Raw genomic sequence first — 25,552 nt, 5'->3', positions numbered from 1 at the left:
GGACCCGCATCTGGTGCACGCCTGTCTTGGTATCAGCGTACTAACACAACTGACCAAGCTGACAGAGAGTTCCGGCGAATTCTGCGCCGGTGCCGCCGCTAGGGTGGAAGGATGTGCGATCCGCGAACTCCTGCCCCTTTCCGCGCGGCCGGCGGCGACGAGGCCGGCGGCGGCGCGGCCGGCGGCCGGAAGGCCTACCCGCCGGCGCCGGAGCCGCTGCCCGTCCCGGTGATGGACAACCACACCCATCTGGATTTTCCCGACACCGGCTTTGCGGACGGGCGGACCGTCAGTGTCAAGGACGCCCTCGACGCCGCCGCGGCCGTCGGGGTTCAGGGCGCCGTGCAGGTGGGCTGCGACCTCGAGTCGTCCCGCTTCACCGTGCAGGCGGTGGAGGCGGACGCCCGCCTGCTGGGCGCCGTCGCGCTGCATCCCAACGACGCCCCGGCGTACGCGGCCCGCGGCGAGCTGGAGGGGGCGCTGGCGGAGATCGAGGCGCTCGCGGCGCACCCACGGATCCGGGCCATCGGCGAGACCGGGCTGGATTTTTTCCGGACCGAGGGGGAGGGGCTGGTCCAGCAGCGCTACTCCTTCCGCCGCCACATTGACATCGCCAAGCGGCTGGGCCTGACGCTGCAGATCCACGACCGCGATGCGCACGACGACGTCGTCCAGGTACTGCGCGAGGAGGGCGCCCCGGAGCGGGTCGTCTTCCACTGCTTCTCCGGCGGCGAGGAGCTGGCGCGGACCTGCAACGCCGAGGGCTGGTACATGTCCTTCGCCGGGACCGTGACCTTCAAAAACGCCGCGAATCTCCGCGCGGCGCTCGCCCTGGCCGAACCCGGACGGCTGCTGGTCGAGACCGACGCCCCCTTCCTTACGCCGCACCCCCACCGGGGCCGGCCGAACGCCAGTTACATGGTCCCGTACACGGTGCGGGCGATGGCCGAATTGACAGGCCGGGACCTTGCTGAACTGTGCGCCAGACTGGCCGAAAACACCGTGCAGGCGTACGGAAGTTGGGACTGACTCCAGTGCCATGTGCAACTTCCGTAACATACTGAGTATGCACATTTTCTTGGTTGCTTTATAACGCTCCGGTTACAGTGATCAACTATTAGCCGGGGTCGGGGAAGGCCTGCGGATAATTTCACTCCTTTCGGGCGCGCAGCGCGGTAGCCATTCCATGTGCGCGCTCTCGTTTGGAGATATGGCGGTGCTCACGTTTTCCGCAAGCAGCCGGACCCGTTCCGGAGCAGCCCCAGGGGTGTTTGCGGCAGGGAAGCGTGTGCGCTTTTCCCCGTGCCCGGATGGTCCAAAAGATATGGACAATCGTGGTCAAGTTCTTCACATCGGACGGCAAGTTCAGCTTCGTCAAGGTCGGCGCGCAGATCGTGGTGCTTGGAGCACTCGTGCTCGGGCTTGTGGCCTTCGTTGGCAACAACAAGACGGTCACGCTCAACGTTGACGGGAAAGTGAGCTCCGTCCAGACTTTCGGTGGGACCGTCGGCCAGGTGGTCCGGGCCGCCAAAGTTGAACTTCAGTCCGCTGACAAGGTTTCGCCCGCAGCAGACGCCCACGTCCAGGACGGCTCCGTCATCAACATCAACCTCGCCAAGGCCGTAAAGGTCAGCGTGGACGGTGCAGAACGGACCATCAACACCACGGCCCCCACCGTCGCCAGCCTGGTGACCGAACTCGGCGTCGCCAGCGCCTCCGAAGTTTCGGCCCCCAAGGACGCGCAGCTCGCCGTCGCCGGATCTTTTGTCAGCATTTCCACCCCGAAGGCCGTGACCCTCGTCGCCGACGGCAAGGCCACCAAGACCAGCACGACGGCGGCCACCGTCGGGAACCTGCTCGCCGACGCCGGCATCACGCTCGCCGCGAGCGACCGCCTCTCCCAGCCGGCCAACGCGCCGGTCGTCAATGACATGGTGGTCAAGGTGTCGCGCGTGGACACCACCAAGACCGCGGAAACCACCGAGGCCGTTCCGTTCGAAACCCTGACCGAAGACGACGCGGCCCTGCCCAAGGGTGAGAAGAAGGTCGTCCAGGCCGGGGTCGCCGGCAGCATCAGCAAGAGCTTCAAGCTGGTCCTCGTGGACGGCCGTGAAGCCTCCCGCACCCTCGTGTCGCAGAACATCACCCTGCAGCCCGTGACCGAGAAGGTCTCCATCGGCACCAAGGAAAAGCCCAAGCCAGAGGCGGCGGCCGCTCCGGCGGCCGCTCCGGCAGCAGCCAAGGCCAACACCGGCGCCGCAGCCCCGGCCATGATGAACGAGGCCATGTGGGACAAGATCGCCCAGTGCGAGTCCGGCGGCAACTGGTCGATCAACTCCGGCAACGGCTACTACGGCGGACTGCAGTTCGACATCCGCACCTGGATCGGCTCCGGCGGCGGGGCCTACGCGCCCAACGCTGCCGGCGCTTCCAAGGCCCAGCAGATCGACATCGCCAACCGGGTCTACGCACAGCGCGGCCTGCAGCCGTGGGGCTGCGGCTGGGCCGCTTCCCGCTAAAACCCGCACGGCTCCCGCGGCAGCAGACCACTGCCCTGTGACGCCCCCGAAGGCCGGTCCCGGTACTGAACTGCTCAGTATCCCGGACCGGCCTTCGGCGTAACAGCCGCGGGATAGGATACCTAGGTGACTGAACCGACCCCCTCCGCCGCCGTCGAGCCGTCCGGGCTGCAGCCCGAAAGCGACCTGCGCAGAAGCGCGCCGGCGCCGCTCCTGGGCGCCACCGACATCCGCAGGCTGGCGGAGGAAATCGGAGTCCGCCCCACCAAGACCCTGGGCCAGAACTTCGTCATCGACGGCAACACCATCCGCCGGATCGTCGCCGTGGCGGACATCGCCGCCGACGAAACCGTCCTGGAGGTCGGGCCCGGGCTCGGCTCGCTGACGCTCGGCCTGCTGGACGCCGCCAAGACGGTCGTCGCCGTCGAAATCGACCCGGTCCTCGCCGCCAAGCTTCCGGCGACCGTCGAACGCTGGCGCCCCGATGCCGCGCCGGACTTCCACCTCGTCCTCGCCGACGCCATGAAGGTGACCGAACTGCCGGTGCAGCCGACTGCCCTGGTGGCGAACCTTCCCTATAACGTGGCCGTTCCGGTGGTGCTGCACCTGCTGCAGCACTTCCCGACCCTGCGGCACGGGCTGGTGATGGTCCAGGACGAGGTTGCCGACCGGCTCGCGGCGCCTCCGGGGTCGAAGACCTACGGTGTCCCTTCGGTCAAGGCGGCCTGGTACAGCGGCATGCGCAAGGCCGGCGTCATCGGGATGAACGTCTTCTGGCCCGCGCCCAAGATCCATTCCGGGCTCGTCGCCTTCACCCGGCGGGAGCCGCCGGCCACCACGGCCAGCCGGGAAGAGGTGTTCGCCGTCATCGACGCCGCGTTCGCCCAACGGCGCAAGACCCTCCGGGCCGCGCTGGCAGGGTGGGCCGGCAGTGCAGCCGAGGCCGAACGCTGCCTCCGGGCCGCCGGCGTCGACCCGACCGCCCGCGGCGAAGTTCTCGACATTGCCGCCTTTGCCCGGATCGCCGAGGCGCACGCCCGCCCGGCCTCCTGAGCGCTCCTTCGGGTCCCTTCCTGGAGCCTTTCCGGCTGCCTTTCTGAGGGCCGCTGCGCGGGGTGCCTGCCGGGAACTTTCTTGGAGCCCCGGCGTGCCATGTCATAGCGTGGAGCCATGAACGCAGTGAGAGGGCGCTTTCCCGCAAGGACTGTCCGGGCCAAGGCGCCCGGCAAAGTAAACGTCTCACTGAACGTGGGGCCGCTGCGCGCGGACGGGTACCACTCGGTGGCCAGCGTCTATCTGGCCGTGTCGCTGTACGAAGAGGTGGCGGCCACCAGCACGGACACCGGGGAGATCACGGTCAGCATCAGCCCGGCCAGCCCGCTGGGCCTTGACGGCGTCGACATCCCGCTCGACGAGCGCAACCTCGCCTACAAGGCGGCAGCGATCATGACCGATGTCTCGGAGCATTCCACCGGAGTGCACCTGGAGATCACCAAGAGGGTCCCCGTGGCCGGCGGCATGGGCGGCGGTTCGGCCGACGCCGCTGCCACCCTGCTGGCCTGCGACGCCCTCTGGAACAGCGGTCTTTCACGTGACGAGCTCGCCCAGCTCGCCGCGGAGCTCGGTGCGGACGTGCCGTTCTCGCTGCTCGGCGGCACCGCCGTCGGGCTGGGGGTGGGCGACGAGCTCTCCCCGGCGTTGGTCAAAGCGCAGACCGACTGGGTCCTGGTGACCGCCGACTTCGGCCTGTCCACCCCGGAGGTCTTCCGCACCCTGGACCGGCTGCGCGCAGCAGCCGGGACCGACGTTGAGGAGCCCACCGCGGTGGATCCGCGGGTCCTCGCGGCGCTCCTGAGCGGCGATGCCGACGCACTCAGCAGGGTCCTCGTCAACGACCTGCAGCGGGCCTCGATCGAGCTGGCGCCCGGGCTGCGCGACGTCCTGGGACGCGGCGAGGCGTGCGGCGCAATCGCCGGGATCGTCTCCGGCTCCGGACCCACCGTGGCGCTGCTGACCCACAGCCCGGCCGCGGCGGAGGGGCTCGCCGGAGACCTGCGGCACCACGGCCTCGACGCCATGGCGGTCCACGGGCCGGTGCACGGTGCGCGCATCATCTCCGATACGCTCCTCTAATAGGAAAGCCGTGGTTGTCCCTACGGCGTAGCGGCTTGGTCCCTCCAGTCCGGGCCGGCCTGTTCGACATCTTCACTGACATTTATTTCTAGGAAAGCAGTTCTCAGTGGCACACCTGCTCGGCGGCGAGAACCTCACGGTTTCGTATGCAACCCGTACCGTCCTTGACGGCATCACTCTCGGAATCGAAGAGGGCGATCGGATCGGCATGGTTGGCCGCAACGGCGACGGCAAGTCGACCCTGATGCGCCTGCTGGCCATGCGCGCCACCCCGGATTCCGGCCGGGTGACCAAACGCGGCGAAGTCAACATCGGCTACCTGGACCAGAGCGACGTGCTCGACGGCGACCTCACGGTCGGCGCGGCGATCGTCGGTGACCAGGCCGACTACGAATGGGCCCGCAACCCGCAGATCCGCGAAATCATGGGCGGCCTAGTGTCCGACGTCGACTGGCACGCCAACGTCCATGCCCTCTCGGGCGGGCAGAAGCGGCGGGTGGCGCTGGCCAAGCTGCTGATCGAGGACCACGACGTCATCATGCTCGACGAGCCGACCAACCACCTCGACGTCGAAGGCGTCGCATGGCTGTCCCGGCACCTGAAGACCCGCTGGCGGCCCAACCAGGGCGCGTTCCTCGTCGTCACCCACGACCGCTGGTTCCTCGACGAGGTTTGCACTAAGACCTGGGAAATCCACGACGGCATCATGGACCCATTCGACGGCGGCTACGCGGCCTACGTGCTGGCCCGCGCCGAACGTGACCGCTCGGCGTCTGTGATGGAAAGCAAGCGCCAGCAGCTGGTCAAGAAAGAACTGGCCTGGCTGCGCCGTGGCGCCCCCGCGCGGACGGCCAAGCCGAAGTTCCGCATTGAAGCCGCGAACGCCTTGATCGCCGACGTTCCGGAGCCGCGCGACTCGACCGCGCTGAGCAAAATGGCCACTGCCCGGCTCGGCAAAGACGTGCTGGACCTGGAAAACGTGTCGCTGGACTTCCGCGGCGGCGAACCGGGCCAGAAGCTCTTCGACAACATCACACTGAGGCTCGCCCCCGGGGAGCGGCTGGGCCTTGTCGGCGTGAACGGCGCCGGGAAAACGACCCTGCTGAAACTGCTTAACGGCGAAATCGAACCCTCATCCGGGAAGTTCAAGCGCGGCAAGACCGTCGTCACCGCGGTCCTGACCCAGGAAGTCAAGGAACTCGACGACGTCTCCGACCTGCGGGTCATCGAAGTGATCGAACGCGAGAAGCGCTCCTTCAACGTCGGCGGCAAGGAATTCACCGCCGGCCAGCTCGTGGAGCAGCTGGGCTTCACCAACGAGAAGCAGTGGACGCCGGTCAAGGACCTCTCCGGCGGTGAGCGCCGGCGGCTGCAGCTCCTGCGCCTGCTCGTGGGGGAGCCCAACGTCCTGATGCTCGACGAACCCACGAACGACCTCGATACCGACACCCTCGCCGCCGTCGAAGACGTGCTGGACGGCTGGCCCGGCACCCTCGTCGTCGTGAGCCACGACCGCTACCTGCTGGAACGTGTCACGGACCACCAGATGGCGCTGCTGGGCGACGGCAAGATCCGGGCCCTGCCCCGCGGCGTGGACCAGTACCTGGAACTGCGCGAAGCGGCGCTGGCCGGCTCCACCATCACCGGCGGCGGCAACCCGGTCACCGGTTCGGGCGGCGCCGGGGGAGCAGCGGCCGCGGCGGGCGGCCCGTCCGAGGCCGAGAAGCGCGACGCCCGCAAAGCCAAAAACCGGATTGACCGCCAGCTGGGCAAGCTGCAGCAGCAGGAAGACAAGGTCCACGCCCAAATGACGGCCGGCGCCGGCGACGCCTCCAAGTTCGACGAGCTCGCCGGGCTCAACAAGAAGCTCCAAGAACTCGCCGCCGAGCGCGAAGCCCTCGAACTCGAATGGCTCGAAGCCCTCGAAGTCCTCGGCGAGTAACCCCGCTAGGTTCCGCGTCCGCTGGGTTGGGTGCCGGAGCCGGCCCTTCCGCGGCGGCTGGCTTGGGTGCCGGAGCCGGCCCTTCCGCGTCGCTTAGCGCTTAGTCCCTTCCCAACACTCGCAAGCTCGCGTCGGGGCCCTCGGGACACGCTACAGCGCATCGGGGCCCTCCGGTCGCTGGGCGACCTCCGGACCCCGAAGCGCCGCGATGCGCTCCTTTCGGAAGGCCCGCCTCCGTCGACGCGCCTCACCCCGGCGCGTGGCACCTGAAAACGCGACGTACCGTCGGCGCCCCAAAGCGACGCGGCTCACCTTCGCCAGTCCTGCTAGCGCCCGCAAAGCGGAGCGGCGAACCTTCGCCAGTCCTGCTAGCGCCCGCTAAGCGGCACGGGGAACCTTCGATTCGTTCTGTCGGCAAAAAGCGGGGCGGGGGTCCTTCGCGTAGTCGCGCATCGCGGTGCAACTGGTCCCGGAGGTCGCCCAGCGACCGCAGGGGCCTGTTGCATCGTGTCTAAGCGACGGCGAAGGGCCACTGCTCCGCGGTGATGACCACTAGCGACCGCGAAGGGCAACCGGGACAGCGAAGGGGACCACAGACAGCGACGGACTAGCCGTCGCTCATGAGTTCCGGGTCCTTGCGCAGGCCGGTGAGGCCGTTCCAGGCGAGGTTCACGAGGTGGGCGGCGACTTCGCGCTTGTCCGGGGTGCGGCTGTCCTGCCACCACTGCCCGGTCATCGCCACCATGCCCACCAGCATCTGCGCATACATGGCGCCGTCCGCGGAACTTAGCCCGCGGCGGTCGAACTCGTCGGCCAGGATGTGTTCGACCTTGGCGGTCACCTGCGAAAGCAGGGTGGAGAATGCGCCTTCGGGCTGCGACGGGGGAGCATCGCGCATCAGGATGCGGAAGCCGTCGGTCCGGTCCTCGATATAGCCCAGCAGTGCCAGGGCAGCCCGCTCAACCAGGACGCGGGGTTTGGCCTCGGCGGAGAGCGCGTCACTGATGGAGCCAAGGAGGATCCAGAACTCGGACTCCACGACCTGGGTGTAGAGACCTTCCTTGGAGCCGAAGTGCTCATAAATCACCGGCTTGGACACACCCGCCGCGGTGGCGACCTCTTCGATGGTTGTGCCGTCCAGTCCCCGAAGGGCGAAGAGTCCCCGGCCGACGTCGATGAGCTGGGAGCGGCGCTGGGGTCCGGTCATGCGGGCCCTGGGGATGTAGCCGGGGGACCGTACCGGCCTGCCGGTACGGGGCTCCGCCCCTCCGGACCCGCCTGCGCTCTTGCTCACAGCACCATCATGCCCTAGCTCCACCCGGCTCGCCGGGCATTGAGTCGCACGAGCAACATCCTTCATGGCAGAATTGATTCTTGTGCCAGAGGCTCGACGCCCCGGCATGGTCCGCTCTGGTGTAATGGCAGCACCCCGGCCTTTGGAGCCGTGGAGTATAGGTTCGAGTCCTATGGGCGGAACTGGAACGGGTTGCCGGATCCCCGGGGCAGCCGGCGGCGGAACCGGCTGCGGCGGGTGGGGGGCCCGCGGGAGTCCAGTAGGATGAAAAGGATCCCGCGACCTGCATGTGGTCCGGCCCTTCATGTGGTCGGGCCCGGCCGTGCGGAGCCGGCAACGAGGTAGCAGACCTCCTGGCTGTCGTCCGCGGGTCCACCTATCGACCGAGCAGCGGCCCCGAGTCAGGCCGCTGAGCAAGGAGAGCCCGTACGTGAGCCCCGAGAACACCGGCCCCGCCGCCGTTATTGTCCTTGCTGCAGGTGCCGGTACCCGGATGAAGTCCCGTACCCCCAAGATTCTCCACGAAATCGGCGGCCGGTCCCTCGTCGGGCACGCCCTGAACGCCGCACGCGCGCTTCAGCCACGAGAACTGGCCCTCGTGGTCCGGCACGAACGCGACCAGGTCGCCGCGCACATCGCGGCGCTTGATCCGCAGGCACTGATCGTTGACCAGGACGATGTCCCCGGCACCGGCCGCGCCGTCGAAGCCGCGCTTGAGGCGCTGGATGCGTCCCACCCTGACCGCCAGCTCAGCGGCACCGTCGTCGTCACCTACGGCGACGTGCCGCTGCTTACCGGCGCCCTGCTCGCCGACCTTGTCGCCGCGCACGAAGCGGACGGCAACGCCGTCACCGTCCTGACGGCCGTCCTCGACGACGCCACCGGCTACGGCCGCATTCTCCGCGCCGAGGACGGAACCGTCACCGGCATCCGCGAGCACAAGGACGCGACCGACGCCGAACGGCAGATCCGGGAGATCAACTCCGGCATCTACGCCTTCGACGCCGCCGTGCTCCGCGACGCCCTGGCCCACGTCACCACGGACAACGCGCAGGGCGAGAAGTACCTCACCGACGTCCTCGCCCTGGCCCGTGCCGCCGGCGGCCGCGTCGCCGCCGTCGTGACACAGGACCGCTGGCAGGTCGAGGGCGCCAATGACCGCGTCCAGCTCTCGGCCCTCGGCGCCGAGCACAACCGCCGCACCGTCGAGGCGTGGATGCGCGCCGGTGTCACCGTCGTCGACCCCGCAACCACCTGGATCGACGCCACCGTGACGCTCGAAGAAGATGTCCGGCTGTTGCCCAACACGCAGCTGCACGGCGCTACCTCGGTGGCGCGCGACGCCGTCGTCGGCCCCGACACGACCCTCACCGATGTGTCCGTGGGGGAGGGGGCCAAGGTGATCCGCACCCACGGTTCCGGCTCCAGCATCGGTGCCCGCGCCAGCGTCGGCCCCTTCACCTACCTGCGTCCCGGCACCGTCCTGGGCGAGACCGGCAAAATCGGTGCGTTCTACGAAACCAAGAACGTCACGATCGGCCGCGGCTCGAAGCTCTCCCACCTCGGCTACGCCGGCGACGCCGAAATCGGTGAAGACACCAACATCGGCTGCGGCAACATCACCGCCAACTACGACGGCGAGAAGAAGCACCGCACCGTGATCGGCTCCGGCGTGCGAACCGGGTCCAACACCGTGTTCGTCGCTCCCGTCCGGGTCGGCGACGGCGCGTACAGCGGCGCCGGTGCCGTGATTCGCAACGATGTCCCGGCAGGCGCCCTGGCCCTGACCGTGGCCAAGCAGCGCAACGCCGAAGGATGGGTCACGGCCAACCGGCCCGGCTCCATCTCCGCCGAGCTGGCCGACGCCGCCGGCGCCACTACAACTTCCTCCACTACTCCGGCACCGACAGAAGAGGGCTAGCAATCATGAGCGAAATTACGGCACACGGCGAGAAGAAGTTGGTGCTGGCCGCCGGGCGCGCACACCCGGAGCTGGCGCGCGAGATCGCCAAGGAGCTCGGCACCGAGCTGCTGCCGCTGGACGCCTACGACTTCGCCAACGGCGAGATCTACGTCCGGGCCGGTGAAAGCGTCCGCGGCACGGACGCCTTCGTCATCCAGGCGCATCCGGCCCCGCTGAACAACTGGCTCATGGAGCAGCTGATCATGATCGATTCGCTCAAGCGTGCCTCCGCCAAGCGCATCACCGTGGTGTCGCCGTTCTACCCGTACGCCCGCCAGGACAAGAAGGGCCGAGGCCGCGAGCCGATCTCGGCCCGCCTCGTCGCGGACCTGTACAAGACCGCCGGCGCCGACCGCATCATGAGCGTTGACCTGCACACCTCGCAGATCCAGGGTTTCTTCGACGGTCCAGTCGACCACCTGATGGCGATCCCGCTGCTGGCCGACTACATCCGCACCCGCGTCGGATCGGACAACATCACCGTCGTCTCGCCGGACACCGGCCGCGTCCGCGTCGCCGAGCAGTGGGCCGAACGCCTTGGCGGCGCCCCCCTGGCGTTCGTCCACAAGAGCCGGGACCTCACGGTACCCAACCAAGCGGTCTCCAAGACCGTTGTGGGCCAGATCGAAGGCCGCACCTGCGTGCTCATCGACGACATGATCGACACCGGCGGAACCATTTCCGGCGCCGTCCAGGTGCTCAAGAACGCCGGCGCCAAGGATGTCATCATCGCCGCGACCCACGCCGTGTTCTCCGACCCCGCCTCCCAGCGGCTCTCGGAGTCCGGAGCCCGCGAGGTCGTCGTCACCAACACGCTCCCGATCGCCGCGAACAAGCATTTCCCGCAGCTCACCGTGCTGTCCATCGCGCCGCTGATCGCCCGCGCGATCCGCGAAGTGTTCGACGACGGTTCGGTCACCAGCCTCTTCGACGGCAACGCGTAGTCCAGGTGCCCTGCCCGGCAAGACCGGGCCCCGTTTAGGAAAACGGGGCCCGGCCTTGCTAAACTCATTGCGATACCTTGGCGAGGGAGAGCGCCGGTGCCGTCCGCACACACCGTGTGCGCGGTAACCGCCAGCTGGTCTCCGTTATCGACTGGGTCTGAATCTCCTTCTGAGGTGGGCCACCGGCCCGGCGTTGAAGGTCGCTGACAGACCTCCGCCCTTGCTGAACAACCGTTCTTTCCAGAGGAGACACCCATGTCTGAGCAGAAGCTCGCAGCAGAAGTACGCACCGAATTCGGCAAGGGCTTCGCCCGGCGCGCCCGCATGGCCAACCTGATCCCGGCCGTCATCTACGGCCACGGCGCCGAGCCGATCCACGTCACCCTGCCAGCCAAGGCCACCACCCTGGCTGTCCGCACCCCCAACGCCCTGCTGTCCCTGGACATCAACGGCGAAAACCACCTCGCCCTGGTCAAGGACATCCAGCGCAACCCGATCAAGCAGATCATCGAGCACCTCGACCTGCTGACCGTCCGCCAGGGCGAAAAGGTCACCGTCGACGTCCCCGTCCACGCCACCGGCGAGGTCGCACCGGGCAACGTCTCCAACCTGGAGATGACCACCGTCTCGCTCGAAGCCGAGGCCACCCACGTCCCGACCGCCGTCGAGGTCAGCGTCGAAGGCCGCACAGCCGGCGAGCACGTCCACGCCTCCGACCTCGTGCTGCCCAAGGGCACCGTCCTGCTGACCGACGCTGAGGCGCTGGTCGTCAACGTCTCCGAGGCCGTCGAAATCGCCCTCGAAGAAGAGACCGGCGAAGAGGCCGCCCCGGCCGCCGAAGAAGCAGCAACCGAAGAAGGAGCAGCCGCCGAGGAGTCCTCCGAAGCCGCTGCCGAGTAACTTCCCGCAGAGTGGCAGGCGGCCGGGTCCCGACGGGGCCCGGCCGCCGTCGTCTCCGCTCCGCCGCCCTGGCCTGACCCTGACTCCGACCCCGCCGGACGTTCCCGGAAGGATGCACCCATGACTGACACCTGGCTCATCGTAGGCCTTGGCAACCCCGGGGCCGAGTATGCCCACAACCGGCACAACGTCGGCCAGATGGTGCTCGACGAACTGGCCGCGCGGGTAGGCGGCGGTTTCAAAGCGCACAAGTCACGGGCGCAGGTCCTCGAAGGCAGGCTGGGCATCGGCGGTCCGCGGGTGGTGCTGGCCAAGCCCTCGAGCTACATGAACGTCTCCGGCGGCCCGGTGTCCTCGTTGTCCCGGTTCTACGACATCGCGCCCGGCTCCGTCATCGCCGTCCACGACGAGATCGATATTCCTTTTAATACTGTCAAACTCAAACTCGGCGGCGGCGAGGGCGGGCACAACGGCCTCCGCGACATCTCCAAGGCGCTGGCCACCAAGGACTACCTGCGGGTTCGGGTAGGTGTCGGCAGGCCGCCGGGCCGGATGGACACCGCTGATTTCGTCCTGCGCGACTTCGCTGCCGCGGAACGAAAGGAACTGCCGTTCCTGCTGGATACGGCAGCCGACGCGGTCGAGTGCCTGGTGCGGGAAGGCCTCCAGCAGGCGCAGCAAAAGTTCCACCCTGCCAAGGCGCAGTAACCGCCCGCCCCGAACTAGGGTCTTAATCTCCTTTTCCGCCGCTCCGCCGTGCCGTTATGATCGCTCTACTTGCTTGTCGGGGGATAGGGCTACGCTACTGCTAGGCACACGGTGTGGTAGGCCGTCCGCAAAGCGGTGCAAAGGAAACTAGATGTCGAGGGATTCGCTGGGCTGGGTGAATGTTTCCGTGACATTGGCGCCAGCCGAAGATCAGCACGCTGCAGGGCCTGTCAGTAAGCACGGGTGGTCAGGCCTGGCCCGCGGCGCGGACGCCGAGCGCGTCCGGAGCGCCCTCAACGCGCCCGACGGCATGGGCGTAGTCATCACCGGGGACCGGGGCGTCGGAAAATCCCTTGTGGGCCGTAGCGCTGTGGCCGGTTTGGGCCCGGACGTTTACACTCTGCAGTTGCGCAGCTCCGGAGCCGGTTCCACGACCCCCTACGGCTGCCTCGCGTTCACCCTTGCCCGGCTCCCGCAGAGTTCCCTCGGCTCGCCCACCGCAATCCTGCACGGCATCACCTCCCTAATCCGCGACGACGCGGCGGGACGACAATGCGTCATCCTGCTCGACAACGCGGGTTGCCTGGATGAGCAGAGCACCGGCGTACTGCTGAACCTGCTGCACACCGGCACCGCCCGGCTTGTTGCCATCGCGCAGCGCACCACCGACCTGCCGCCGGACTTTTACTGGCTCATCACCTCCGGACAGCTCGCTGAAGTCCGGCTCGACAACATGACCGAGGTGGAAACCCAGAAGGTGCTCCAGGCTGCGCTGGGGCACCGCGTCTCGACGGCGCTGGCGACCCAGCTGCAGGAACTTGTCGGCGGAAGCCCCACGCTCCTGCAGGCAGTGGTGACGGAGCAGATTGAGCGAGGCAACCTCGTGCTCGCCGGCTCGATCTGGACCCTCGTCGACGAGGTGGTCCTGGACGGCAAGACGGCGCTGGAGGACATCGTCCGGGCGCGCTACGCCCGGGAATCTGCCGAGGCGCGGGAAGTCATCGAGGTGCTGTCCTGCGCCCGCAGCATGTCCTTGTCCCGGCTGGCGAGGATGTACGGGCCTGCGCTGATTGCGGATATGGAGGAGGCCGGTCAGATCATCGTCGACCGCACGGACCAGCATTTCGTCACCCTCGGGGACCGGTATCTGGGCGACATCGTCCGGAACTGGCTTAGCGTGGAGCGACGGCTGGAACTGCGCGACAAGGTGCCGGGCCACCAGGAGCACGAGCTGGGCGAGCTAACCGTGGAGGATCTGCTGGCATACGCCGCGTGGACGCATGATTGCGACGGCCGGCTGCTACCGTCCCACGCCCTGGCGGCCGCGCAGGCCGCCGTGCGCCTGTTCGACCCCAAATTCGCGCTGAAGTGTGCCGCAGACCTCAGCCCAAACCACCCGGAATGGCCGGAGGGGCAGATGCAGAAAGCCGCGGCGTACCTGCAGCTGGGGCTTCCGCTCCAGGCGGTGTCTGCACTCGACGACGTCTCCGAGGCGCAGGCCGACCGGCTTCCGCCGGAGGCTTTTGCTGACTTCATGGCAGCCAAGGCCGACTGCATGGCGTGGCTGGAAGACCGCAGCGCGATGGTTCCTGAACTCATCCGCCGGGCCCGGCTGCGGCTGCTGGAGTTCCCTGCTGACGCCCCGGCAGCCGGCGCCGCCCTTGCCCGGGCCCGCCGATGCCTAGACCTGTGCGAGTTTAACTACCTGTCCTTCGTCGGCGAGTTTGAGCCGATGATGGACCGGCTGCGGGACGCGGCCGCGGACGGCGCAACCGGTGCGGTTGACCCGGTGCACCGGCTTCGGGTGTCCATTATCCTGATGGAAGCCCTGGGCCTGACGGGCCGGGAACTCGAAGCCCGTCAGCTGATGCGGGAAATTGGCGGGAAACTCGGCGAGTGGTCCAGCGTGCCCCGGGTCCGGGAAAATTATGCCTGGCGCTCCTTTAACGTCCTGCTCCTCTCCGGCCGATGGCGCCAGAGCATTGACATGCTCAAAGACGCGAGCGGACGCGCCGGTCACGGACTGCACTCCGGCAGCGCCGCCACAGACCTCGCCGTCGGCCTCGCCTATGTCTATGCGGGCCGCGGCCACCTGGCGCTGGATCCGCTTCTGGCCTCAATCGCCCAGCTCGAAGTCCGGCCGAGCCTTCACTCACTCCGGCAGGCTTACGCCGCCACAGCTTTTGCCTATGCGCAGATGGGCAACTCCGTCCAGTCGACCGTCTACCTCGACCGTGCGCGTTCCGCTGACGGTCCGGCGCGGTTCGTGATCAGCAGCTCGACGGAGTTCTGCATGGACATGGCCTCCCGCTGGCTGGGAGACCCGGATGCAAAGGACCGGCTGGTCCGGGCCGCGGAAAGGCACTTCCAACGCGGTCTCTACACGCTGGCCGGCATCTGCATGCTCGGGGCGACCGTCAACGGCACGGTGCGGGATTTTGAGTTCATGGAAGAAATCGCCGGGTTGCGGCAGGGTCCGCTCGCGGAGTTGTCCCGCGTGATCGCGGCCGGCAGCCGGAAGAAGGACGCCGGAACCATGCTCGAGGCGGCCGAACTCGCGGCCGCGTTGGAGCTCGATGCCGTCCGGGCCAGGTGTGCCGCGCTTGCTTTCGACTTCGCCAAGAGCGCCGGGATGACCGGTATCGCCACAGCCGCGCACAGCATGCTGGAGTCGCTGTCCGCCTCCGTGCCGGCGCTTCCTGTCGTGCCCCGCAGCAAGGGGCCGCTGCTCACCGATCGCGAGCGGCAGATTGCGACGCTCGCCGGCAACGGAGTCTCCAACAAGGACATCGCTCTAGAAGTGGGCATCTCGGTTCGGACAGTGGAGGGGCACCTGTACCAGGTATTCACCAAGCTCGGAGTGTCCTCGCGAAGTGATCTGCTTGGCCTCATCTAAGGCGCGCCCGGCCGCCCCGCCCGAGGAGGAGCCGCTGGTCCTGACCGGTCGAACGGAGGACCTGCGGTCAGCGGCGGAAACGCTCAAGAGCGGCATGCATGCCGCTGTGCTTCTGGTGGGGGACCACGGGATCGGCAAGTCCACGCTGATGGCGGCCGTTGCCGCCGAACTGCAGAACGACGTCACCCCGGTACGGCTGCACGGCAGCCAGGCCTTGAGCCAGGTGCCCTACGGAGTCCTGGCGCCGTTCATCGTGGACCTTCCCGTGGAGGATGCCACGTCGCAGCTGGCGGTCTTAAGGACCTTCTGGAGCTACCTGGAAGAGCAGCGGCGCGCGACCCGCAAGCCGCTCCTGCTGATCGTCGACGACGCCCACGACCTGGATGAGGCAACAGCCGGGATCCTGGTGGAACTCGCCGCAGCCGGCTGGACCAAGCTGCTGGTCAGTTCCGCGGCTCGTCCCGGTTTGCCGGAGCCGCTCCTCGAGCTATGGTTCGAGGGCATCGCGGAGCGGCACGACCTGCGCCCGCTCACCCGCGAGCAAACTGCCGAGCTCCTGGCCCAGAAACTGGGTTCCCAGGTCCTGCCCAGCGTCGCCGAGGTGCTGTGGGCCGCCTCGGCCGGCAACCCGCTGCTGCTCAGCTGCCTGCTCGATGACGCCAAGGGCGACGGAACGCTGATCCAGCGCAACGGCGTGTGGCTGCTGACCCGGCCGCTGAACAGCCACGGCGAACGGTTGACCGACGTTGTCCGGCGCCAGTTGCTTCGGCGCTCGGCGGAGGAGCGCACGGCTCTGAATCTCGTGGCATTGTCTGAACCCGTGCCCAGGGCGCTGATCGAAGCCATGGTCGGCGGAACCGCCGTAGCGGGGTTGATCGAACAGGAACTCCTCCGCGTCACCGGTGGCGCGGAGCCCGAACTGCGGCTCTGGCATGCCGTTTACGGGGATGCCCTGCGCAACCTGGTTTCGCCGGCGCGCAGCCTGCAACTGCGCCAGGACCTGCTGCGGCTGATGGACCGCGAACCGGCGTCCGCCGAAGCGCTGCTGCGCCAGGTGAGCTGGTCGTTGGAGTGCGGGCTGGAGGTCGATGACCGGCAACTGCTGAGGGCCGCTGGGCTGGCGGCCAGACTGTCCGAAGACGAGCTGGCTCGCAAGGCCGCTTCCCAGGTCAAGGACCCGGAACTGCAAATCTCGGCGCGGTGTGTGACTGCCCAGACTTACTACAACACCTCCAACCATGCGGCGGCCCTCGACATCCTTGACGGCGATTTCGGCAAGGGCCGCACGGTTTCGAGCCTGCTGAGCGGCTCCCTGCTGTGGGCGGCGGTCCTGTCCGCGCTGGGGCATCCTCCGGCGGAAATTGTGCACCGCTCCCAAGCGCTGCTGCTGGCCGGGGACCGGCTGGCCCGGGACAACCCGGAGGACGCAGACGCCATCCTGACCGCGACCAGGGACCGGGTGCGCACTATCCACAGCATGGTCCTGGCCCTGGCCGGCGACGAGGAAGCGGCCGGGAACCCGACCGGCGAGGTCTTCGACGGGCAGCGGGCCAGCGGCCTGGAACAGGCGTTCAGGCTGGTGTTGGAAGCGGAAAGACTTCTCATTCAGGGGAAGCCGGACAGTGCCTACAAGGTGGCGGGAGCAGCACTGCAGGCGGCCAGAACTGAGGACGAGGAGCTGCACTTCCTATCGGACTACCTGATGGTCCGCGCCGTCACGGCAGTGATCCATGGCGGGAACTGGAGTGCCGTGGAGACGCTGCTGGGAGAATTTGCCGCGTCGTTCGGGCCAAGCCTGATCTCCCTAGGGGGCGCGGTTCACACGGCTGCCGGCATCATGATGCTCTACCAGGGCCGGGCGGTGGAAGCCAAAAAGACGCTGCGGGCGGCCCTGGAAGCACTGCGGCTGGCGGACCCCCAGCAACTGTTTTCCCTTACGGCGGCGATGGCATTTTCCGCTGCCGCGGAGATTGGCGCGAAAGCGAAGGCCGCCCAGCTGCTGGCCGACTACGAGTCATCCCGGCCACCGGCGTCGCGCTACCTGCGCGCCCTGGCGGCCATGGCCGTGGTGTACGGCAAGGCGCGCCTGGACGGCCATCGCGGCGCGGTGGAGGAACTGCAAAGGCTCGGAACGCCCGGCGGCAAAGCCGCGGCGGGACTCGAGTTCAACGCCTTGACGTTCCGGCTCGCCCTTGGTGATAGGGCCGCTGCGGCGCGGCTGCGGGAACTGCAGCCGGAGCTGGAAGGACGCCGGGCTGCGGCGGTCTGCGGTTACGCCGTGGCACTCGAGCGGGAACAGGCGGGCGAGCTGCTCGAAGCGGCGAAAGTCTGCGAGGAGTCCGAACTGTGGGGTTTCGCCGCCCAGGCATACGGAGCCGCGGCCGCTGCTTACCGTGAGGCGGGCGACACGTTGCGTGAGCGCATGGCCAAGGCCCAGCAGCAGCGCTGCCGCGACGTGGCTGAAAGCGCGGCCGGCGAGGAGCCGGACGGTCAGCACGGTGCGCTCGATCTGCTCACCCGCCGGGAGCGTGATATCGTGGCGCTGGCCGTCCGGGGCCTGAGTGACCGGCAGATAGCGGCCGAACTGCACGTATCGGTCCGCACGGTGGAAGGGCACCTTTACCGCAGCTACGCCAAGCTGAACATCAAGGGCCGCGAAGACCTTCGCCGGATTGCCGCGGACTGAGTACTCCTGCTTGAATCTGAGGCCCTAGAGCTGGAACACCCGGGGGAGCCGGGAAACTACTTGGTTCCGAACACGGCCCTCACCGGTGGGTATGAGTACAGCCGCGTAGGCAGGGCGTTTTCTACCCGCCCGCAATCGAGTACCACTTACGGGTGCCTTTCCGAAGACCGGTCCATACGGTGGAGCTATCACTGGCTAACCATTGATTGCGAAGGTCTCTCTCATGTTTCAGCAAGAAGCCGGCGTGCCCGCTGGCAGCGGTAAAACCGATGTGATTTCACCAGCGCAGCGCCCAGCCCAGAGGCGGTATGACAAACAACTAACTCGGCAACACATCATTGACGACGTCGTGGAAACCCTGACCTCAGAGTCCGGCTGCGGCGTCGTTTTGGTTGGGGAGCACGGTGCCGGAAAGTCTTTCGTGGCGCAGCGTGCCCTGGAACAACTCGGCGGGGAGTACCTGGTCGTCCAGGTCCGTGGCAGCTCGATTTCCTCGAAACTTCCGTACGGAGCGTTGAGCGTGCTGCTCAACGACCTTGATTCCTCGCACCTGGAACACCCTCTCATGGTGCTGCGGGGACTTATCCATCTGCTCCACGCGAAGGCCCAGGGACGCGGCATCGTTCTGTTCGTGGACAACGCCCACGACCTGGATGACCTGTCCTGCATGATGGTTGCCCAGCTCAGCGCCGGGGGCCACGTGACGTTGCTCGCCGCTTGCGTTGACCTTCCCCATGTCGGCGGCGACATCATGGGTCTCTGGAAGGACGACCTGCTGCGCCGGGTGGACCTGGAGCCGTTTGACTTTGCCGAGACGGCCGCGACGCTGAACCAGGAGTATGGCGGCCATTTCTCCCACACCGCGGTCCGGGCCCTGTGGACCGCCAGCGGCGGTAACGCTCTCTTCCTGCACTCCCTGGCCAGGGAGCAGATCAAACTGGGCGCGATCACGCGTCAGGACGGGGCCTGGGTGCTCGGCAGCCGCCCGATCTCCCTGACCGGGGAAGTCCGTGATGTCGTCAAGGCCAGGATGAACCGGCTCAGTGCGGGACAACGCGATGTCTTCGAGATGCTGGCGCTGGCCGGCGCCTTGCCCCTGCAGACGCTGATGAGCATCTTCAACCCGCACGACATGGACACCCTGCAGGAACGGGGACTTATCCAGGTCAGCCACGATCACACGCCGACCGTCTGTGTCGCGAACACGGTAACAGCCGCCATCGTGGCAAGCGTCGTGCCACCGGGCCGCAGTGCCGAGCTGCGACGCCGGCTTACCGCAGTACTGGGCGGCGACGAGGAACTGGAGCCGGGCGGCCCCACCGGCGTCGCATGGGCACTGGACTGCGGGGAACGGATCAGCCCGGTTCTGGCCCTCGCCGCAGCGCAGCGTGCTAATAACGCCTCGGATTCGGCGGCCGCGCTGCGGTTCCTGCAGGCAGTCGGCGGGTTTGAGGCGGTTCCTGCCGGCGCCATCGAGGCTGCCCGCGCCCACCTCAGCCTCGGCAATGAGGAGGCCGCACGCCGGATCCTGCAGAAGCTGGTCGAGACGGCTGACGACACGCTGCCGGTCGCTGAGTGGGTCACCGTCAACCTTCTCCTGGCAGACATCGACCAGCGCGGCGCCGTCCCTGCCGTCGCGTCGCGGCTGCAGGAACTCAGCCAGCGGCTCGAGGCCCGGGCCGAAGTGGACAGCGCCGCCGCAGTATCGGCGCGCACGCAGCTGCTCCTTGCCGAAGCCCGGTTCGCCGTCCACGAAGGACGCTACGCGGATGTACTCGCCATGCGGGGCGAACTCGACGTCGCTGACCTGAACACGGAAGCCGGCATCGTGGCCGGAGGCCTGCTGTGTGAGGCGATGACTGTCACCGGCAACGTCCTGGGAGCCATCGCGCTGGGCAAGCAGGTTTTGTCGTCTGCCGCTGCAGTCCAGCTGCCGGACCAGTCCATGCGGGAACTTCGGGGCCGCTTCCTGCTCCTGATGCTGCTGACGTCAAGGTTCCGGGAGGCCGCGGAGTTCCTTGCACTGACTTCCGAGACCTCCGATTCCCAGTCGCGTCTGGGCGGAATGTTCGAAATCGGACAGGGCCTGATCGATCTGCACGCCGGACGGTTGGACGAGGCCCTGTCCGGACTGGACGCCGGCCTTTGGCAACTGCGGACCCATGACAGGGACTCCCTGGCACCCTTGGCAGTGGCTGCCGCCGCCTACGCGGCGGGACTGCACGGGGACACGGAGGAAGCCGGGCTGCTGCTCGCTGAACTTGGCGGGCAGGAGTTGCCCGGGTCCTGGCTGGTCGGCAGGATGACCCGGTATTTCCAGCTGGGTGCCGAGGCTGAACTTGGCCAGCGTGCAGCAGCCATCCGCGCGCTTGCGGCCGAAGCGGAAAAGGATGTGGAGCGCGGTTCAACCACTGTTGGGCTGTTGTTCCAGTCCGCCGCCGCCAGGTTGGGTGACCGGCAGATGAGCCAGAAGCTCGGAAGCCTCGCCGAGCAGGTGACGGGGCAGTTCGCGATGCTGTGCCAGCGGCTGGCCACCGGCGTGAGGGAGGCTGCAAGCGAGGCACTTCTGACGGTCGCAAAGGACGCCGACGCGGCCGGGGACGCGGTCTTCGCCAGGGATGTGGCAAGGAAAGCCGTTACCTGCGCGAACGAAGCCGGCAACCGGATCGCGCTCAGGGTCGCGCAGCGGACGGAACACACCCTGGATGACCGGTTCGGCGGCCCCAAGAACGGGTTGCAGGCGTTGACGTCGTCCATTCTCACCGCCAGGGAGTGCGAGGTGGCCGTTCGGGCTGCGGCCGGGACCTCCAACCGCAAAATCGCGGAGCAGATGCAGGTTTCCGTACGCACCGTGGAAGGCCACCTGTACCAGGTGTACGCGAAACTGCACCTGGCAAGCCGGTCGGAGCTCAAAGAGGCTATCGCCGGTCCAACCGGCAACGCACGCATCGGGTGATCAAGGGGAGCCGGCCGTCGCGACCACGGGGCCAGCGGCCGCCGGGGAAAGGATCTGAGTGGAGAGCCTAACGGACGGGATGGCGCTTATCGGCCGGTCCGGCGTCGTTAGGGATGCGGCGGCCTGCCTGAGGGACGAAAGCCGTTCCGGCGCTATCGTCGTGGGCGGCGTCGGGTCAGGCAAGACCGCCGTCATCAGGGAAGTGCTGCGCGAGGTGCAGCCCCGCGGCGCCGTCATCCGGCTTGCCCCGACCCCGATGCTGTCCGCCGTGCCTTTCGGTGTTCTGGCACCCTACCTGGACAGTCTCCCGGCCCATGACCTGGACTCAGCCGCAGCCATCTCGCGGGCCGTCACCGCGAGACTGAAGGCAGAGCCGATACCGCCGCTTTTCGTGGTCGACGATGCCCACTCCCTGGACCGGGGGACCGTCCAGCTGGTCGCCCAGGCCGTGGCCACCGGGGCGGCGAGACTGCTCGCGGCGTGCAGTCCCGGACCGTCAATGCCGGAAGAGTTCTTGGCGCTGTGGGATGACGGTCTTATTGCCAAGTACGACCTCCCTCCTCTGACCCGCTCTGAAATCCATCAGTTCTGTGAACAGGCGTTGCGGGCTGAAGCGTCGCCGTGGGTGAGCGAGCTGTTCGGCAAAGTGACCGCGGGAAATCCGTACATGCTGAAGTCCCTGGTCGAGTATGCGCGAAAGACCGGTGTCATCGCGCCGCGCAAGGGCACCTGGTACTTGATCAGCCCTCCGGTCCTGAGCAAGGTCCCGGCGGCGGACCTGGTCGACCACCGGGTGCGATCGATGCCGGCCGAGGAACAAAGCGTGGCAGCGATCGTTTCCCTGGCAGGGCCGCTTTCGCTGGGACAAGTCCTGCAATTCAGCAACCCCAAGACCGTCGACGCTTTGGAGATGGCAGGGATTATCACCGTCTCCCGGGACCAGGACCGCACAGTCCGGCCGGCAAGCCCGCTCGTCGGAGAAATCCTCCGGGACCGTGTCCCCGCCGGTCGCAGCGCCAGCCTGCGGGCCAGCCTGCTGGCTCTTCCCGGGGCCGGCACCGCCCATCCGGAGGCTTTCCTGAACCGGTTTCGCTGGGCATTGGACTGCGGGGCCCTGCTTTCCCCTGCGGAGCTGCTGCAAGCTGCGACGGCGGCCAACGCCGCCTTGGATACGGCGACGGCGCGCAGGGCCGGCAGCGCCGTTCCGGACGGGCCGTTGCTACCGGAAGCGAGGGTCCAGCTCGCTTATTCGGACTACCTCCTCGGACGGCGGGAGACAGCAGCCAGCCACCTCAGCTCGGCCAGGTCGCTGGAGTACGGGCGTCCCGCCATACTCGCGGCGCTCCTCGCAGCCAGGCTCCGGGTAGCCGCACCGGCGGTCGGACCGCCGGCAGGAGCAGCCTCACCACGGGATGCGAACGCCGATCCCGCATGCCGGCTTTGGACGGAATCGGCCGCTCCGGGCCTGGCCTTGTCGCTGCTGGCGGCCCGCGACGAGGGGGCGGGGCCGGACTTTTCCGAGCGCCTGCACGAACTTGTGGATGAGGCCACGGGCATCGCCGAGATCCAGGTGCCCGCGATCTCCCGGCTTGCCGAGCTGCAGTCCGCCCAAGGGAGGGTCGTGGCCGCGCTGGAGGCCGACCGCCACGCGTGGCCGGATGCCCCCGACGCGACCCGATGGCTGCCGCTGGTCTACGAAGACGTGCTGGCGAACCACTGCCTGAATCTGATCAGGGCCGGGGAGTGGGACGAACTCGCGTCGACCGTGGATGATTACGCCGCTGGCCTGCCGTCCCGGCTGTTGTACGGGGGCGGCCTGCTGCACCTGATGCGGGGCTACTCCAGGGTGAGGCAGGGCCGCTTTCCCGAGAGCCTGGCGGAACTGCTGCTAGCGGTCGAGGAACTGGCCATCGCGGATCCTTGGAACATGGGCCCCTTCGCGCACGCCCTGGCCGCGTACGCCGCCGCCACGGTCGGACGCCAAGACGAGGCCGAGGAGAACGCCCGGGCGTTCCGCAGCGCACCCTTGCGGGATCCAGAAACCCTGCGGCTACTCGCCGATGCCTACTGCACGGCCGCCGAGTTGTCCTTTCACAGTGTGGAGGACACTTCGGAACGGCTGGAACAGTTGGCCGAGCTGGCTCGGGGGGAGGGGTTGAGGGGTGTGGAGACAGAGATCCTGCGGCTTGCCCTGCGCAACGGTGACACCACCGCAGCCCAAGCGCTGGAAGGCAGCACTTCAGCAGTGGAAGGGCACGAGGGGCAGCTGCTCAGGATCTACGCCCGCGGCGTCGCGGCTTCGGACACCGCCGCGCTGACGGCAGTCAGCGACGAGGCGATGAACGCCGGCTATCTGTTGTTAGCCCTGGAGGCGGCCCAGCAGGCTGCGCGCTGCCTGGAAAACGACCCGCATAAGTGGAGGCTGACGGTGGTCCAGCGCAAGGTCCATCACCGGATGGTCGCGGCCGGAATGTCGGAAAGCATCAACATCGTGCACGGCGGCCAACAAGCGGACCTGACCGCGCGGGAAGCCGAGATTCTGAAGCTGGTGGCCCGCGGCGCGAGCAACATGGAGATCGCAACGGCGTTGACGTTATCCACCCGGACCGTTGAGGGGCACCTGTACCGGATCTTCGGGAAACTCGGCGTCAGCCGCCGGTCGGAGCTGGTCGACATTGGCCTTGAGGATGATCCGCCACCGTCCTAGGGCGCCGCAACCGAGGGCGCAACCTTGTTTAGCCGCGCAGGCCCGGGCTTTTGCGTAGTCTGCATGGGGCTGCGGGGACGTTGGAGGGTATGCCTAAGTAGTGCGGGACCGTAGCCTTGAAAGGAAGTCGGGTAAGTCCTACTCGTGTCTAGACCCGGCAGACTTGATTGACTTAAGTCAGTCGAAGGGAACGCCACCGCCGGGAGACAGCACCACCAGGCAGCACCGGCAGACGGCCCCAACAGACAGCACAGCAGCAAAACCCCATTCGTTAACCGAACTCCTTCACTGGAATCGTACGGTGCCGTGTCCGGCAGCCGTACCCCACAGACGGAGCCGGCGGCGTCAGAGCCTTCTGAGACCGAGGCTCTCCCCCCAGCCGCCGCCGGCTCCCTAAAATCGACGCCCCGCCCGGGAACCCAAGGCCCGCAGGCGGGGCGTTCGATTGCGTCCGAAGGCCTCCACCAGGGGCCCGCAGCGGGCCCCGGCGGATTCCGGCCGCAACCATGGGATAATTAGGCTAAATCTGCGTGACGTAATAGACCCGGCGATCCTCCCGGGGCGCAGCTCAGTCGATCCAGGAGTTTCTGCACATGGTTGCCACACCTGCCCACCTCCTCAGCACAGCCGTTGCGCTGGACAACGAGATGGTCCTGAGAATCCGCAACGACTTTCCAATCCTGCACCGCTCCGTGAACGGCCGCCCGCTGGTCTACCTGGACTCCGGCGCAACCTCGCAAAACCCCCTCAGCGTGCTGGAAGCAGAGCAGGAATTCTACGAGCAGCGGAACTCCGCAGTGCACCGGGGCGCGCATCACCTTGCAGTGGAAGCCACCGAGGCCTTCGAAGATGCCCGTGAGACTGTCGCGGCCTTCGTAGGCGCCGACCCGGATGAGCTCATCTGGACGTCGAACGCCACCGAGGGGCTGAACCTGCTCAGTTACTCCTTCCTGAACGCGTCCCTGCCCGGCGCGCCGGCGGACGCCGCCCGCTTCGCACTCGCCCCCGGCGACGAAATCGTCGTCACCGAGATGGAACACCATGCCAACCTGATCCCCTGGCAGCAGCTGGCCGACCGGACCGGGGCCGCGCTGAAGTTCATTCCGGTCGACGACGCCGGGGCCCTGGACCTCGACGCCGCCGCCGGGCTGATCGGCAGCCGCACCCGCGTCCTCGCCTTCACGCACGCCTCGAACGTCCTCGGCACCATCAACCCGGTGCAGACGCTCGTCTCGCTCGCCCGTGCCGTCGGCGCGCTCGTGGTCCTGGACGCCTGCCAGTCAGCCCCGCACCTGGCTCTTGACGTCAAAGCCCTGGACGTCGACTTCGCCGTCTTCTCCGGCCACAAGATGCTGGGCCCTACCGGGATCGGCGGCCTGTACGGCCGTTCCGAACTGCTCAACGCCATGCCCCCGTTCCTGACCGGCGGTTCCATGATCACCACCGTGACCATGGAACGCGCCGGCTTCCTGCCCAGTCCGCAACGCTTTGAGGCAGGCACGCAGAAGATTTCCCAGGCCGTGGCGCTCGCCGCCGCCGCCAATTACCTGAGTGAAACAGGGCTCTCCCGGATCCATGCCTGGGAGGCGGAGCTGGGCCGCCGGCTGGTGGAAGGGCTCGAGGCGATCCCCGGGGTGCGCGTGCTCGGCCCGGGCGCCGGGCAGGAACGGATCGGGCTGGCCGCTTTCGACGTCGCCGGAGTGCACGCCCACGACGTCGGACAGTTCCTCGACAGCCGCGGCATCGCTGTCCGGGTGGGACACCACTGCGCCCAGCCCCTGCACCGACGGCTGGGACTCACGGCCAGCACCCGGGCCAGCACCTACCTCTACAACACCACGGACGACGTCGACGCGTTTCTGGACGCCGTCTCCGGTGTCCGTTCATACTTCCAAGCCTGAGGA

The 25,552-nt window shown here is 67.7% G+C and carries 15 protein-coding genes and 1 tRNA gene; 15 read left to right on the top strand and 1 reads right to left on the bottom strand.

All coding sequences use genetic code 11. From position 1 onward, the window contains the following. Positions 1-111 precede the first annotated feature (111 nt). The 5 genes from QFZ61_RS15815 to QFZ61_RS15795 all read left to right on the top strand — a co-directional run bounded on the left by QFZ61_RS15815 (position 112) and on the right by QFZ61_RS15795 (position 6,594). Positions 112-1,029 carry a TatD family hydrolase gene (locus QFZ61_RS15815; RefSeq protein WP_307037625.1) on the top strand — a complete coding sequence of 306 codons (918 nt, stop codon included), beginning with the start codon at positions 112-114 and terminating at the stop codon, positions 1,027-1,029. Positions 1,030-1,310: 281 nt separating this feature from the next. Then, on the top strand, positions 1,311-2,519 hold the full coding sequence (locus tag QFZ61_RS15810) for a resuscitation-promoting factor (protein ID WP_307037623.1): 1,209 nt from the start codon (positions 1,311-1,313) through the stop codon (positions 2,517-2,519). 126 nt (positions 2,520-2,645) lie between these two features. Continuing rightward, positions 2,646-3,572 carry a 16S rRNA (adenine(1518)-N(6)/adenine(1519)-N(6))-dimethyltransferase RsmA gene (gene rsmA / locus QFZ61_RS15805; protein ID WP_373427171.1) on the top strand — a complete coding sequence of 309 codons (927 nt, stop codon included), beginning with the start codon at positions 2,646-2,648 and terminating at the stop codon, positions 3,570-3,572. Positions 3,573-3,689: 117 nt separating this feature from the next. Beyond that, positions 3,690-4,652, top strand: coding sequence for a 4-(cytidine 5'-diphospho)-2-C-methyl-D-erythritol kinase (locus QFZ61_RS15800; RefSeq protein ID WP_307037621.1), 963 nt, complete (start codon positions 3,690-3,692; stop codon positions 4,650-4,652). Positions 4,653-4,758: 106 nt separating this feature from the next. Beyond that, on the top strand, positions 4,759-6,594 hold the full coding sequence (locus QFZ61_RS15795) for an ABC-F family ATP-binding cassette domain-containing protein (RefSeq protein WP_307037619.1): 1,836 nt from the start codon (positions 4,759-4,761) through the stop codon (positions 6,592-6,594). A gap of 607 nt (positions 6,595-7,201) precedes the next feature. Here QFZ61_RS15795 and QFZ61_RS15790 read toward each other — a convergent pair. Then, complete coding sequence (locus QFZ61_RS15790) at positions 7,202-7,801, bottom strand: TetR/AcrR family transcriptional regulator (RefSeq protein WP_307038253.1); 600 nt, start codon at positions 7,799-7,801, stop codon at positions 7,202-7,204. A gap of 197 nt (positions 7,802-7,998) precedes the next feature. On the opposite strand from QFZ61_RS15790, the gene QFZ61_RS15785 reads away from it, so the two are divergent. The 10 genes from QFZ61_RS15785 to QFZ61_RS15740 all read left to right on the top strand — a co-directional run bounded on the left by QFZ61_RS15785 (position 7,999) and on the right by QFZ61_RS15740 (position 25,549). Continuing rightward, a tRNA-Gln gene (locus QFZ61_RS15785) sits at positions 7,999-8,070 on the top strand. A gap of 248 nt (positions 8,071-8,318) precedes the next feature. After that, positions 8,319-9,809, top strand: coding sequence for a bifunctional UDP-N-acetylglucosamine diphosphorylase/glucosamine-1-phosphate N-acetyltransferase GlmU (gene glmU / locus QFZ61_RS15780; protein WP_307037617.1), 1,491 nt, complete (start codon positions 8,319-8,321; stop codon positions 9,807-9,809). A 5-nt stretch (positions 9,810-9,814) separates the two neighbouring features. Continuing rightward, complete coding sequence (locus tag QFZ61_RS15775) at positions 9,815-10,795, top strand: ribose-phosphate diphosphokinase (RefSeq protein WP_307037615.1); 981 nt, start codon at positions 9,815-9,817, stop codon at positions 10,793-10,795. 255 nt (positions 10,796-11,050) lie between these two features. Next, the gene (locus tag QFZ61_RS15770; RefSeq protein WP_307037614.1) at positions 11,051-11,695 is read left to right on the top strand and encodes a 50S ribosomal protein L25/general stress protein Ctc; all 645 of its coding nucleotides are present in this window, start codon (positions 11,051-11,053) and stop codon (positions 11,693-11,695) included. 120 nt (positions 11,696-11,815) lie between these two features. Further along, on the top strand, positions 11,816-12,403 hold the full coding sequence (gene pth, locus QFZ61_RS15765; RefSeq protein WP_307037611.1) for an aminoacyl-tRNA hydrolase: 588 nt from the start codon (positions 11,816-11,818) through the stop codon (positions 12,401-12,403). A 151-nt stretch (positions 12,404-12,554) separates the two neighbouring features. Next, the gene (locus QFZ61_RS15760; protein WP_307037609.1) at positions 12,555-15,299 is read left to right on the top strand and encodes a LuxR C-terminal-related transcriptional regulator; all 2,745 of its coding nucleotides are present in this window, start codon (positions 12,555-12,557) and stop codon (positions 15,297-15,299) included. Next, positions 15,286-17,985, top strand: a complete 2,700-nt coding sequence (locus QFZ61_RS15755) for a LuxR family transcriptional regulator (protein ID WP_307037607.1) — start codon at positions 15,286-15,288, stop codon at positions 17,983-17,985. The genes QFZ61_RS15760 and QFZ61_RS15755 overlap by 14 nt, the downstream gene beginning before the upstream one ends. A 223-nt stretch (positions 17,986-18,208) precedes the next feature. Continuing rightward, entirely contained in the window at positions 18,209-20,941 is a 2,733-nt protein-coding gene (locus QFZ61_RS15750; RefSeq protein WP_307037605.1) for a LuxR C-terminal-related transcriptional regulator, read from the top strand. 58 nt (positions 20,942-20,999) lie between these two features. Further along, complete coding sequence (locus QFZ61_RS15745; protein ID WP_307037603.1) at positions 21,000-23,648, top strand: LuxR family transcriptional regulator; 2,649 nt, start codon at positions 21,000-21,002, stop codon at positions 23,646-23,648. Between the two features lie 587 nt (positions 23,649-24,235). Then, a complete protein-coding gene (locus tag QFZ61_RS15740; protein WP_373427209.1) occupies positions 24,236-25,549 on the top strand; it encodes a SufS family cysteine desulfurase in 1,314 nt (437 codons plus the stop codon). The last annotated feature ends 3 nt before the right edge of the window (positions 25,550-25,552 follow it).

The sequence above is a fragment of the Arthrobacter sp. B3I4 genome (assembly GCF_030816855.1).
Taxonomy (GTDB): Bacteria; Actinomycetota; Actinomycetes; order Actinomycetales; family Micrococcaceae; genus Arthrobacter.
The sequence above is the reverse complement of the archived record's forward strand: the minus strand, read 5'-3'. Positions and strand labels throughout refer to the sequence as shown.

Coding starts and splice junctions, on each gene's coding strand:
- QFZ61_RS15815 (WP_307037625.1), top strand. CDS start 112: ATGTGCGATCCGCGAACTCCTGCCCCTTTCCGCGCGGCCGGCGGCGAC.
- QFZ61_RS15810 (WP_307037623.1), top strand. CDS start 1,311: ATGGTCCAAAAGATATGGACAATCGTGGTCAAGTTCTTCACATCGGAC.
- QFZ61_RS15800 (WP_307037621.1), top strand. CDS start 3,690: ATGAACGCAGTGAGAGGGCGCTTTCCCGCAAGGACTGTCCGGGCCAAG.
- QFZ61_RS15790 (WP_307038253.1), bottom strand. CDS start 7,801: ATGACCGGACCCCAGCGCCGCTCCCAGCTCATCGACGTCGGCCGGGGA.
- QFZ61_RS15775 (WP_307037615.1), top strand. CDS start 9,815: ATGAGCGAAATTACGGCACACGGCGAGAAGAAGTTGGTGCTGGCCGCC.
- QFZ61_RS15770 (WP_307037614.1), top strand. CDS start 11,051: ATGTCTGAGCAGAAGCTCGCAGCAGAAGTACGCACCGAATTCGGCAAG.
- pth (WP_307037611.1), top strand. CDS start 11,816: ATGACTGACACCTGGCTCATCGTAGGCCTTGGCAACCCCGGGGCCGAG.
- QFZ61_RS15760 (WP_307037609.1), top strand. CDS start 12,555: ATGTCGAGGGATTCGCTGGGCTGGGTGAATGTTTCCGTGACATTGGCG.
- QFZ61_RS15750 (WP_307037605.1), top strand. CDS start 18,209: ATGTTTCAGCAAGAAGCCGGCGTGCCCGCTGGCAGCGGTAAAACCGAT.